Genomic DNA, 12,463 nt, shown 5'->3' on the forward strand with positions numbered 1-12,463 from the left:
ATCCCACGGCTTCGGCCGAGCCATCCCACACCCCCGGATCAACGTTCCCGGAGCGACCCAACCACCTCGAAGATCATTTCGTTAGGAGTTCTAACTGGGGCATTGCGACGGCCCCTAGAACCCAAGCGGCAACCTGTCCCAGCGTCCGCAGTACCGGCCCGGGTGCCCTGAGGCGCCCGGGCCCCGGGGGGTCAGGTGCCGGGCTGGGCGGGTAGTGAGGCGGCGGCGGTGTTCTGGGGGACGACCACGATGCGGCCGCCTTCGGGGCGCTCCTCGTAGAGCGCGAGGTGCTGCCGGTGCAGGGCCGTGATCGTCTCGACGAGGACATCGCCTTCGGTCCGGCGCATCTGGATGTCTCGGCGGGCGGCGGTGCGAGCGAGCACGATCTGGGTGACCGACTCAACGATGGTGATCGAGAGCCGGAGGGTGGTGATGGAGATGATCAGCCAGTACATGAATTCGTTCATTGCGAACGCCCCCTGGTTGTGCCGTTCACGGCCCGCTGCCGTGCGTGGGATGCCAGGGTGATTGATCGTGAAGTTGTTCAACATGGCTGATCGGTGGCTGTGAGGTGTCAGCGCTGGTGGGAGCGGTGACAGTCCGGACAACTCCGGTACGTAGCGGGGGTTGAGGATGTCACGAGGCGCAGCGGGGGGACGTGGTGGGCGCCCGTGGGGGCGGATCGAGGCCCGCAGCCCCCAGGCTGCGGATCTCGCGGCGCTGTTGCGGGAGCTCGGTGACCTCGCACTCCTCTGGTCCGCCGAACTCCTGCACGCCGGCCTGCCCACCACCGACCAGCTCACCCGCATCCTGCCTCTGATGGAGCAGATGCGCACCGACGTCATCCTGGGCCAGTACCTCGACCTTGCCGCCGACGTGCACCAGCACAGCGACGTCGAAGCCGCCCTCACCACGATCCGCTACAAGACCGCGAAGTACGCCATCGAACGACCCCTCAGCCTGGGAGCCGCCCTTGCGGGCGCCGACCAAAACCTCCTGGACGTGCTGACGGCATTCGCGATTCCCCTGGGAGAGGCTATCCAGCTCCGCGACGACCTCCTTAGCGTCTTCGGCGACTCCGCTACCAGGAAGCCCGCCCTCGATGACCTCCGCAAAACCAAACCCACCGTCCTGATCGCCCTAGCCCTCCAGCGCGTTGGCCGGGCCCAAGCCGAGCAGCTACGCCTGTTCCTCGGCTGCCCGACCCCCACCGATGACCAAGCCGACGTGGCTCGGCGCATCATCGCCGCAGTCGGCGCCGACCAAACGGTCGAGCACATGATCACCGAACGCTACGAGAAGGCCCTCACCCACCTGGCGCGGGCGCCGCTGGAGCCCACCGCCGCGCACGCGCTGCGCACTCTCGCCGACTCCACCGTTCGGAGGAGCACATGAGCAACCCCCAATCACCGCGCCGACGTGTCCTGCTGGCCTCCCCACGCGGCTGGTGCGCTGGCGTGGACCGCGCGGTCATGGCCGTGGAGAAGGCTCTGGAGCAGTACGGTGCACCGGTCTACGTCCGTCACGAAATCGTCCACAACAAGTACGTCGTGCAGACCCTGGAGAAGAAGGGCGCGATCTTCGTCGAAACAACTGACGAAGTACCCCAGGGCTCGATCGTTGTCTTCTCCGCACATGGCGTCGCGCCAGCTGTGCACACCGAGGCAGCCGCACGGAACCTGTCGACGATCGACGCGACCTGCCCGCTGGTCACCAAGGTCCACAAGGAAGCCGTCCGCTTCGCCAAGGAGGACTACGACATCCTCCTGATCGGCCACGAGGGCCACGAGGAAGTCATCGGCACCTCCGGCGAGGCCCCCGACCACATCACCCTGGTCGACGGTCCCGAGGACGTCGCCCATGTCTCCGTGCGCGACGAGTCGAAGGTCGTCTGGCTCTCCCAGACCACGCTCTCGGTCGACGAGACGATGGAGACGGTCGACGCCCTGAAGCAGAAGTTCCCGAACCTGCTCTCGCCTCCCAGCGACGACATCTGCTACGCCACGCAGAACCGTCAGATCGCGGTGAAGAAGCTGGCCGAGGACGCGCAGCTCGTCATCGTCGTGGGCTCCAGGAACTCCTCCAACTCGATCCGCATGGTCGAGGTCGCCCTCGATGCCGGAGCCCCCGCCGCGCACCTGGTGGACTTCGCCGACGAGATCGACGAGGCGTGGCTGGAAGGCGTCACGACGGTCGGTCTGACCTCCGGTGCCTCGGTCCCGGACGTGCTGGTCGACGGCGTTCTGGAGTGGCTGGCCGAGCGCGGCTACGCAGAGGTGGAGACCGTGAAGACCGCCGACGAGTCCATCAGCTTCTCCCTCCCCAGAGAACTCCGACACGAGCTGCGAGCCCAGGCTCGCTCTAGGCAGCGGGAACACCACGACAACGCCACCGGCGGCTAGTACTCCAGCAGTACTTTGTGGCTTGCCCTGGGGGAACGTCGAGCGGTGGGAGTGTAGCGGGCGGGTTTGCCGTCACGGACGACTTCTGCCCGCCTGCCCCGCGAAGGAGTGCCCACGACCTGCACCGGATCCTCGTCACGCCGATACCCGGATCGCCCGCCCGCACATTGGAACAGCTACACGCCCGAACAACTCCCGCGGAAACCCGTCGCTGACAGTTATTGAAATATGGGCCCCCGGCCGCACCGAGAACTGCCAGATCGGCGTGTTCGCCGCCTACGCCAGCACGGCCGGCCGTGCCTGGGTGGACCGCGAGCTCTACCTGCCCAAGTCCTGGACCGACGACCGCGACCGCTGCCGGGCCGCCAAGGTCCCCGATCAGCAGGAGTTCGCCACCAAGAACACCCTTGCGGCGACGATCGTCCGCAGGGCGCTGACCTCGCCACTGCCGATCGTCTGGGTCACCGCGGACGCCGCTTACGGACAGGACAACCGCTTTCGCCGGATGCTGGAAACATCCGGCGTCGGCTACGTCCTGGCCGCCCCCAAGTCTCAGTTCTCCCTGGCCGGACCACGCGTCGACAGGGCCTTCGAACAGGCCCCCGACCAGGCATGGGAACGCCGTTCCTGCGGCGCGGGCGCGAAGGGACAGCGCGAGTACGACTGGGCGGGGGTCCGGTTGCGCCCGGTGGACGAATACGACTACCAGGACGGCGTGTTGATCCGCCGACGGTGGGCGCTGGCACGACGCAGCCTGAGCCCGGCCGGACGAGATCGCCTACTACCTCGCCTACGCGCCGCTGGACCTCACCGTGGACGAACTGGTGCGAGTCGCCGGCACCCGATGGGCGATCGAGGAGTGTTTCCAGGCCGCCAAGAACGAGTGCGGCCTGGACGAGTACGAGGTTCGCCGCTACGTCGGCTGGTACCGGCACATCACCCTGGCCATGCTCGCCCACGCCTTCCTCGCGGCGATGAGCACGCGAGCAGCTGAAAAGGGGGATCCGCCGGTGAGGATGCCGTGGTCATCGAGCTCACTGTGGCAGAAGTGCGGTGACTCCTGGCAGCTCATGCACCCCGAGATCCCCGCACCCACACCCACGCACTGAGCTGGTCGAACTGGCGCCGACGACGCCAAGCGGTGGCCCGCCGCTGTCACTACCGCCGTCGTGGGCACTCCTTCGAGGGGCAGGCGGGCAGAAGTCGTCCGTGACGGCAAACCCGCCCGCTACACTCCCACCGCTCGACGTTCCCCCAGGTCAAGCCACAAAGTACTGCTGGAGTACTAGGCCGCGTATCGAGTCGTGATCATCGGGTGGTCCTGGTGAGGTCTTTGATCCAGATCATCGAGGCGTGCAGGTGGAGACTGGCGAGGTAGCTGTCGGGAGTCTTGTCGTATCGGGTGTCTCACCGTCCCAGTGCCGGCCTCCTGGTACGTCACGCTCTGGGGCGGGTGAGGCACGTGGAGCCGACGTGAGCCGACCGGTGCACTGATGTCCGGGCGGGGACTCATGGGACATGGCCCGGCACCCGGCTCAGGTTCCGGGGAGGATACGGCGCGTTTCGTAGGCCCACATCGCGATCTCGACCCGGTTGCGGGCGCCGAGTTTGGCCATCAGGCTGGCCAGATGCGTCTTCACCGTGCTGAGGCTGATGTGCAGTGCATCGGCGATCTCGGTGTTGGTCAGCCCGCGAGCGACGGCGAGGAGCACCTGCTCCTCGCGGGCGGTGACGGGGGAGACCGGCTGGGCCACGGGCCGACCGGCGGGCAGGTCCGCGAATGCCTGGAGCAGACGGACGGTGACGCTGGGCGCGATGAGCGCCTCACCGTCGGACGCCGACCGTACGGCCTGCGCCAGAAGGTCCGGTCCCGTGTCCTTGAGGAGGAATCCGCGGGCGCCGGCACGCAGTGAGCCGTAGACGTACTCGTCGAGGTCGAACGTGGTGATGACGACCACGGCCAGCGGGTCGGCGACGCCCGGGCCGGCGACCAGCCGGGTGGCCTCGAGCCCGTCGAGTACGGGCATGCGGATGTCGAACAGGCAGACGTCGGGGCGTAGTTCGCGGGCCAGACGTACCGCTTCCCGCCCGTCGGCGGCCTCGCCGACCACCTCGATGCCGGGCTGGGCGTTCAGCATGATCCGCAACCCGGTGCGGATGATCGTCTGGTCGTCAGCGACGAGGACGCGAATGGACACCGCTCTCGCTCCTCGCTCTCGGCAGTTCGGCTTCGACATGCCAGCCCCGGTCGGTACCCGGGCCGGCTCGTAGTGTGCCGCCGAGCAGGGTCGCGCGCTCGCGCAGTCCGGTAAGTCCGTATCCGTCGCGACCCCGGCCGGTGCGCCGGCCGTTGTCGCGCACACTCACCCGTACCGTGTGCCGTTCCGCGGCAACCCGAACGACGAGCTCGGTCGCGTCGACCGCATGGCGCAGCGCGTTGGTCACCGACTCCTGCACGATCCGGTAGACGGCCGCGTCCACGGCCGGGGGCAGCGCGTCCAGTTCGCCGTCGAGCCCCAGGTCGACCCTGAGGCGACCACCCGGGGTGCGCACCAGGCGCTCCAGATCCGCGACTCCGGCAGGGGGCGCCAGCTCGGCGCCGACCCCGCGGTCGCGCAGCGCGGCGACCATGGCGCGCATTTCCTCCAGCGTGCGCGCCCCTTCCTCCTCGATCCCCTCCAGCGCCTCGACGGCGGCGGACGGGTCGGTGCCCGCGAGCACCCGGCCCGCCTGGGCGATGATCACCATGGCCGACACGTGGTGGGCCACCGTGTCGTGCAGTTCCCGGGCGAGCTGCTCGCGCTCGCGGGAGCGCACCTGGTCCAACTGCCGCTCGCGAGCGGTCACCCGGAACCGCACGGCAGCCCCGACCACGCCGGGCAGCAGCAGGAAGACGAAGCCCACGACCTTTTCGACGACTGGGGTCTCGTCCGTGACGGTCGCCAGGGTGCAGGCCGCGAGGATCACCGCGCCGCCGAGCACAATCTCCCGTCCCGATCCCCACCGGGGCAGCGCGTACACCAGCACGAGCACGACCGCGCCGGTGTCCAGGCCGACCGGCTCGCGCGGTGCAGCGACGAGCGAGGCCACTTGAAGCAGGATCACCGAGCCGAACGCCAGCTTGACCATCGCCAGTGGGCGGGTCCGGCGCCACAAGGGCAGCAGGCACAGCCATACGGCGAACACCACCGCCACCGGCCGCCACACGACGTTCTCGCGCAGGGTGGCCTCCAGCACCACACCGCCCAGGCCCACGGCGAGCAGCGCCCAGTCCCGCCACACCCGGGCGGGCGCGTCGGGCGGCCGGGGTTCGGTCCACAGGGTTCGCAGGTCGTCTCGTAGCACGGTTCTCAGCCTAGGCACCGCGCCGTGCCGCGCATCGGCCGAAAGAACGGGGCGTCACTCGGCCCTGGGGCCGACGGATCCGCGGCCCGCGAGCCGATGCCGCAGAGCGCCGTGGCGGCGAGCCTCGGCATCGGAGGCCGTACAAGGACGGCCAACGAGGTGGTTGGAGGACCCGATGCTCTCGAAAGCCCTGTTGCGCCTGGGCGCAAGCGCCGCCCGCCATCCCTGGCGGGTGATCGCGGCATGGCTGATCGCCGCCACGCTTGCCGTCCTCGCCGCGATCGCCTTCGGCGGGCGGACCGCGGACTCGATGACCGCTCCGGGGCTGGACTCCCAACGGGCCGCGGAACTGATCGAGCGGGCCGGCACCGGCCAGGAGGGGATGACCGCCCAAGTGGTCGTCACCCCCCTCGACGGCGGTGCGACGTTCTTCGACCACGGCAGCGCGCGCACCGCTCTCACGCGGCTGCAGACCGAGGTGAAGCGGCTGCCGCACGTGCTCGGCACGAGCGACCCGGCGGGGGCACTCGACGCACGCGGGGACACCGCCGTGCGCGGCGGCCTTGTCTCGGCCGACGGGCGGATCGCAGTCGTCCGGGTGCAGTATCCCGACCAGAGCCGGCTGTCGGCCAAAGACCTCGACGCCCTCGTCGATCTCGGCGACCGGCTGCGCGCCGAGCTGCCCCTGCGCATCGAGATGGGCGGGAACCTCTTCTACGTCTTCTCCGACCCCGACGGCGGCGCAAGCGAGCTGATCGGCATCCTCGCCGCGGCCGCGATCCTGTTCTTGGCGTTCGGTTCGCTCGTCGCCGCCGCGCTGCCGATCGGCATGGCGGTCGTCGGGCTGACCATCGGAGTTGCCACGATGACGGTACTGGCGGGGGTGACGGACGTCCCGACCTTCGCCCCCGTCCTGGGCAGCATGGTCGGGCTCGGAGTGGGCATCGACTACGCGCTGTTCGTGCTCGCCAGGCACCGGGAGTACCTCGCGCGCGGGCTCGATCCCCACGAGGCGGCGGGGCGAGCGGTGGCCACGGCGGGGAGGCCCGTGGTCTTCGCCGGCGGCGTCGTCGTCGTATCGATCCTCGGCCTGGCGGTCGCGAACGTGCCGTTCATGACGGTGGGCGGGCTCGCCGTCTCGATCGTCGTTCTGACCATGGTGGTCGCGTCGGTGACGCTTCTGCCGGCCTTCCTCGGCGCCGCCGGCCCACGCCTGGCCCGGGCCGGCCGGATCGGCCGGATCGGCCGGGCTCTGCAGACCGGGAAGCTGGGCCGACTCGCACGGCGGCGGGACACGGTGGCGGGCGCCGCTCCCGCCGCCGGTTGGCGGCGCTGGATCGGGCACGTCAGCCGGCACCCGGTGCTGTACGCGATCGGCGCGGCGGGGCTGCTGCTGACCGCGACGCTGCCCGTGCTCGGCCTGCGCGTCGGCCTGCCCGACGACGGCTCACTGCCCCACAGCCGTACCGAGCGCCGGGCCTACGACCTCGTCGCCGAGGGGTTCGGCCCGGGCACCAACGGTCCCCTCGTCATCGCCGCGGACCCCACCGGTGATCCGGGAGTGCTGGACCGACTCGTCGCAACGGTCGCGGCGGATCCGGGCATCGCATCCGTCGCGCCGACGCACATCGATCGGGCCACCGGCATCGCGACCCTCGTGGTGTTCCCGACCACCAGCCCTCAGGACAAGGCCACGGCCGACACCATCGCCCGGCTGCGCACCGACGTGCTGCCCACGATCGGGCACGGCCCGGCCAGGGCCCACGTCGGCGGCGCCACCGCGAGCCTGTCCGATGTGGGCCAACGCACCAGCCAACGCCTGCCGGTGTTCGTCGCCGCCGTGCTGGCGATGTCGTTCCTGCTGCTGATGCTGGTCTTCCGCTCGATACTCGTACCACTCAAGGCGGTACTGCTGAACCTGCTGAGCATTGGCGCGGCCTACGGCATCATGGTCACCGTCTTCCAGTGGGGCTGGGGAGGCGCACTCATCGGGCTGGAAGCGACGGTTCCGATCGTGTCGTTCATCCCGATGTTCCTCTTCGCCATCCTGTTCGGCCTGTCGATGGACTACGAGGTGTTCCTCCTCTCCCGCGTACGCGAGGAGTACCTGCGCACCGGCGACAACGGCACGGCGATCGTTGAGGGCGTCTCATGCACCGCCCGGATCATCACCTCGGCCGCCCTCATCATGGTGGCGGTCTTCCTGTCCTTCGCCGTCGCCGAGGACCCCTCCACCAAAATGTTCGGGCTCGGCCTGGCCACCGCGATCTTCATCGACGCCACTGTTGTACGCATGGTGCTGGTACCGGCGACCATGACACTCCTCGGCCGGACCAACTGGTGGCTGCCGAAGTGGCTGGACCGGATGCTTCCCCGCGGCCCGGTCGGCACTGACGACACCGACGCGGAATCCACGGGTGAGGCCCCGCGTCCACGGCTGGTTGACCGTTGACTCAACTCCTGCCCGCCCTTGGCGTCCGGCACCTCAGCGCGTCACCTAGGGGCATATCGAGTCGTGATCATCGGGTGGTCCTGGTGAGGTCCTTGATCCAGATCATCGAGGCGCGCAGGTGGAGACCGGCGAGGTAGCTGTCGGGAGTCTTGCCGTATCGGGTGGCGATGCCTCGCCATGCTTTGAGCTTGTTGATCAGGCGTTCGACGGTGTTCCGCTCCTTGTAGAGATCGGCGTCGTGGCTGACGGGTCGGCCACCTCTGGAGCCCTTCTTCTTCCGGTTGGCGGCCTGGTCCTTCTTCTCCGGATGACCGCCTTGATACGGCGTTTGCGCAGGTGGGCGCGGTTTCCGCGGGACGAGTACGCCTTGTCCCCGGCGACCGCGTCCGGCCGGATGCGGGGTCGGCCGACGGGCCGAGGTGCATCCCGGCCGCGTCGTGGTGGGCTCGGGCGGTGGTGGAGTCGATGCTGACCAGGGACAGGTCCACCTCACCCCGCTTCGCGGCTTCCGTGATCAGGCCCTCCAGCAGGGCCTCGAAGACGCCGGCGTCACGCCACTGCCGGAAGCGGTTGTGGACGGTCGACCAGGCCCCGAACTCCGTCGGCATCTCCCGCCACTGCCCGCCCGTCTTGAACCGCCAGATCACGCCCTCGAACTGCTGCCGCAGTCGCTCGGGGTACGGGCCGTACTCGCCGATCGGCAGGTACGGCTCGATGAACTCCCAATCCGGATCGGTCAGTTGCACTCGCGTCGCGTAAGACTGTCTATCGGACCGGACCGTGCCACGAAGGCACATCCCGCAAATTGATCACGACTCGATACGCGCCCTGGTGGGCTTCACGCCCGCCTCCCGCAGGCGTCGCTGTAGTTCTGCGTTGAGCCGCGCCCAGGCCCGTTTCTGTTGTGCGAGCCATTGGCCGATGTCGTCCCGCGCCAGGTCACCCCGACTCGATCTCCTTGAGGGCCGCGCCATGGCTCAGCAGATGACCGAGGCCTACGTGGTGGCGTCGCCGGCCGACCGTCCACCCCAGCAGTCGTGGGTTCCAGTCGGGGTCGAGGGCGGCGAGTTGCGCCGCTCCGCGCGCCGCTCGTTGGGGGTCTTTGCCGAGCCCGCCAGACCTTCTGATGTTGGTGAGCCATGGCCCGACCGGCCGGTGCAGGGCGACCGCGTGACGGGGCGCCGCGAGAGTTCCCTCCTCGGCGTAGTACGCCCGGGAGGCAGCCAGATTCTCGGCGAAGCCGGCATCCGAGGTATCCCACACCATGCCGAGTTCTTCCAGCTCCTCGGCCCGCGCGCCGCTCATCGTCCCGGCTCATCGTCCCCGCGTCTCCTCGTCGGGCGGCTCGCCGATCCATACCGACGGATCAACGACCGCCTTCCGGCTTTCCTGTTGACCTTCACTTCGCTACTGACGCGGTTCTGGTGAGAGATCCCTGTGCAGCGAAGTGTGGATCCTCAGGCGATGCGGCGCATCCGATGCGCACCCGGCAGGACGGGCCCACGGTGCGCCGGCGGATCGAGACCATGCGCATCCGAGCCGCACCGCGCTTGTGCGCGGAGGCGGAGGGGGATGTGCGGCCGGGTATGGGCACGGGCTGGTCGTTTCTTGGTCGGGGCACCTGCGGCGTGGGTTCACGAATGGCGCGTGAATCTTTGTGACGGGTGGCGGTGGTTGCGGAACTGGGGTGAACGGGCTGAAAAAAACTGTGGCTGTGCTGGGTGAGCCGGCCGCGGGGGCGTTTGCTGGTGGTCTTCGTCAGAGGCGGTCTGCGGTCGGGAGGGGCGGCAACAAGCAGGGACCTCAGCGGGAACTCGGACGAGCCAGGTTTGGCTCCTACCGGCTGGCCTGGCAGGTCGGGGTGAGCATGGCGTCCAGAGCCGGTTGGGCAGCGAACGGGGCGGGCCTGGCGACGAGGACGGCCGCAAGAGGCGAGGTCGGACTGCCAGGGACTGGGCCGGCCTGGTCAGTGGGCTCCCTCGTCGGCTCTGTAGCGGCCGGAGGTCTCAGCGTTGTCTCGTGGCGATGTGTTGTAGGTGCCGGTGCCTGGGCGGGCTGGGGCCGTGAGTCCGGCCTGGTCGCCCACCGGTCCGGTTCTGGGCGGCAAGGGCTGCTCCAGGCGGGCAGTGCGCCTGGAGGAGTCTGAGCGAGGCTTCTCAAGCCCCTGTGAGGCTGTCTGTTCGCTCAGCTCCTTTTTCATCACGGCTGTGGCGCGGTCACGCCCTTTGACGCTGCGAGCAGGCGGTGGGTGGCCTGCGCTGCCCTGGGGCTGTTTCCGGGCGTTGGCGCAGGGTTGTGCCGTTGCATGGGTAAGGGCCGGCGGGGTGAACACGCGATGTGTTCACCCCGCCGGCCCTCGAGCGGTGCTGGGGGAGTGGCGGAGGCGGACCGGACGGCACTTGGCGCTCTGAGGACGGCGCAGGACGCGCTCTACGTCGCCCCGGCGCGGGCCTTGTTGGAAGCGGCTGTCAGGAGGTGCGCAGAGCCGCTTCTGCCGCCGGTGAGCGGGGTTCGCCAGTTGGGGCTTACTGCTTGGCGGGCCGTTTCCGGGGGCCGCTTCCGGGGTGGAGCTGCTGTGGCCAGTCGCGTCTTCCGCGTCCTGGCCCGGACCATCCACGGGCCGGTTTGGGCCGTCGTGAAGAGGCGGGTGGCGAGACGGACCAGGCCAGGTGGTGTGCGGTGTGGCAGTGCGCGAGCGCTGCCGCGAGGCAGGAGCCGGCCAGCAGGGTGGCGGTGACGGCGTCAGGCACGGAAGTCTCCTCGCTGGGCGGGCTGCGGAGGGCACCTCGCGGTGCCGACGGTCGCTGGTGCGCAGCTGCTCTACACAGGCCTGGCCTTTCTGCTCTCAAGTCGGTGCGGCACGCAGGGGCTCCCACGCACCGCAGTGTTCCGTGGCCGGGGCAACGGCCGTAGGACGGGTGCCGTTCGGGTCAGGTAGGGCACCTCATGAACCGCACGACCGGGCTTCGCTTCCCGGAAGGCGACGGGGACCACCGTGCGGCAGACGGCCGGCTCACCGCAAGTGCAGACGCTCTTTCCGATGTTACGAGAAGCGCGTGAAAAAACGCTGCGGGAACCCGTGCTGTGACCTGCCTTATTCTCTTTCTTCGCGGGGAGATTTTCGGTGAAAAAACTTCTGCGCCACAATCCTCCAGGTCGGGGCCCATATTTCTCAGGTGAAGCGGCGCCCCGGCTTTTTTCCAGGCAATGCAAAGAAGGTTGGAGCGGGTGCTTGAGAGCCCGCAGGCGGAGATCTTTTTGGGTCTGCTGCCTTCAGGGGTTCGCGCTTAACTGGCTCTTATTTCGCTCTTTATGGGGCACTCCCTGGAATGCTTGATTCCGGAAAGCTCTCCGTAAGGGTATGTGTTGCCTAACCCATGGCCAACGCCTTGACCTGCACTGATGGATGGGCAAGGGCGTGATCACTTGCGCGGCACGGTAGAGGAAGATCTCCCGGAAAAATGTCTAAAACCCCTGCGTGGCGAGGGGTGGGAATGCTGGAAAGGGCTCTCTGGGGGCACCGCATACAGATGCGGCTTGTCGGAAGGAGTAATGGCATGGGATTGTCTGATAGCGGGGCCTAGGCAGCCCCGTGCAGTTCGGACGGAAACGTTCGGGTCGAGATCACGTAGGGCACCAAATGAACGAAAGGCAACGGCAATGACCACCTACTCCTTCGCGATGCAGCCCGGCCCCTTCACGGGGCCGGGCTGCATCATCGACAACTCCACCAGGACGGCGTTCGGATTCCGCCGTACCCGCGGGCAGGCCCCCACTCGGACGGTTCCGGGCCCCCGGCACGGGAAGTTCCGTCTGCGCCGCGACACCACGGACGGCGATGCCCAGGGCACAGTCGTACCGGGGCGGGTGGCGCGCACCGCGAAGAACATCGGCATCGGCATCGCCGTGGCGAGCGGCTCGTTCGTCCTGGGAGCCGGCGCGACTCTCGGTCTCATCGAGGTCGGCTACGACAAGGACACCGCCGCCACGGTCACCGTCGCGGCCTCCGAGGTGGCCATCGCGGTCACCGTCGCGGTTGTCGAGCGCGCCGACCGCCGGCGCCGCTACCGCCAGGTCCGCGAGACGGCGCAGCCCACGGCGTCCGCGACCGGGTCCCTTTCCCTGCCCCTCCCGGCCCAGGCCGCCGACCAGCCCGCGGGCGCGAACTAGAAGGGCAGGCCGGGGGCGCGCCGGACGGCGCCCCCCCCGCCCCCCCCCCCGGTTCGGGGGGGACAACAAGGACAACAACAATACAGGAAGCAAA

8 protein-coding genes and 3 pseudogenes are annotated in these 12,463 nt (G+C 69.0%); 5 read left to right on the plus strand and 6 right to left on the minus strand.

Translation table 11 applies throughout. The annotated features are described in order from the left end of the window. Window positions 1-191: 191 nt before the first annotated feature. Window positions 192-467: a hypothetical protein gene (locus tag ACWIHY_RS33185; RefSeq protein WP_454380010.1), complete on the minus strand. Its 276-nt coding sequence runs from the start codon at window positions 465-467 to the stop codon at window positions 192-194. Between the two features lie 166 nt (window positions 468-633). Between ACWIHY_RS33185 and ACWIHY_RS33190 the strand changes: the two genes are divergently transcribed. The 3 genes and pseudogenes from ACWIHY_RS33190 to ACWIHY_RS33200 form a co-directional block, all read left to right on the plus strand. After that, complete coding sequence (locus tag ACWIHY_RS33190) at window positions 634-1,395, plus strand: polyprenyl synthetase family protein (protein ID WP_454380011.1); 762 nt, start codon at window positions 634-636, stop codon at window positions 1,393-1,395. Beyond that, on the plus strand, window positions 1,392-2,402 hold the full coding sequence (locus tag ACWIHY_RS33195) for a 4-hydroxy-3-methylbut-2-enyl diphosphate reductase (RefSeq protein ID WP_454380012.1): 1,011 nt from the start codon (window positions 1,392-1,394) through the stop codon (window positions 2,400-2,402). Before ACWIHY_RS33190 ends, ACWIHY_RS33195 begins: the two co-directional genes overlap by 4 nt. Window positions 2,403-2,640: 238 nt before the next feature. Then, window positions 2,641-3,511: pseudogene (locus tag ACWIHY_RS33200) on the plus strand (IS701 family transposase); the annotation flags it as partial. A 426-nt stretch (window positions 3,512-3,937) separates the two neighbouring features. On the opposite strand, the gene ACWIHY_RS33205 reads toward ACWIHY_RS33200, so the two are convergent. Together ACWIHY_RS33205 and ACWIHY_RS33210 are read right to left on the minus strand one after the other, a co-directional pair. Further along, a complete protein-coding gene (locus tag ACWIHY_RS33205) occupies window positions 3,938-4,600 on the minus strand; it encodes a response regulator (protein ID WP_150497990.1) in 663 nt (220 codons plus the stop codon). Next, window positions 4,575-5,747, minus strand: coding sequence for a sensor histidine kinase (locus ACWIHY_RS33210; protein ID WP_454380013.1), 1,173 nt, complete (start codon window positions 5,745-5,747; stop codon window positions 4,575-4,577). Before ACWIHY_RS33210 ends, ACWIHY_RS33205 begins: the two co-directional genes overlap by 26 nt. Window positions 5,748-5,922: 175 nt before the next feature. Here ACWIHY_RS33210 and ACWIHY_RS33215 point away from each other — a divergent pair, with 175 nt between their 5' ends. Then, window positions 5,923-8,199: an MMPL family transporter gene (locus ACWIHY_RS33215; protein ID WP_454380015.1), complete on the plus strand. Its 2,277-nt coding sequence runs from the start codon at window positions 5,923-5,925 to the stop codon at window positions 8,197-8,199. Window positions 8,200-8,266: 67 nt separating this feature from the next. Here the strand turns inward: ACWIHY_RS33215 and ACWIHY_RS33220 are convergent. The 3 genes and pseudogenes from ACWIHY_RS33220 to ACWIHY_RS33230 all read right to left on the minus strand — a co-directional run. Then, window positions 8,267-8,613 (minus strand): annotated as a pseudogene (locus ACWIHY_RS33220) (transposase); the annotation flags it as partial. A gap of 8 nt (window positions 8,614-8,621) precedes the next feature. Beyond that, window positions 8,622-8,996, minus strand: a pseudogene (locus ACWIHY_RS33225) (transposase); the annotation flags it as partial. A gap of 142 nt (window positions 8,997-9,138) precedes the next feature. After that, a complete protein-coding gene (locus tag ACWIHY_RS33230) occupies window positions 9,139-9,504 on the minus strand; it encodes a helicase associated domain-containing protein (RefSeq protein WP_454380017.1) in 366 nt (121 codons plus the stop codon). 2,355 nt (window positions 9,505-11,859) lie between these two features. Here ACWIHY_RS33230 and ACWIHY_RS33235 point away from each other — a divergent pair. After that, window positions 11,860-12,369: a hypothetical protein gene (locus tag ACWIHY_RS33235; protein WP_454380019.1), complete on the plus strand. Its 510-nt coding sequence runs from the start codon at window positions 11,860-11,862 to the stop codon at window positions 12,367-12,369. Window positions 12,370-12,463: the final 94 nt, after the last annotated feature.

It is taken from the genome of Streptomyces sp. NPDC055287, from assembly GCF_053646035.1.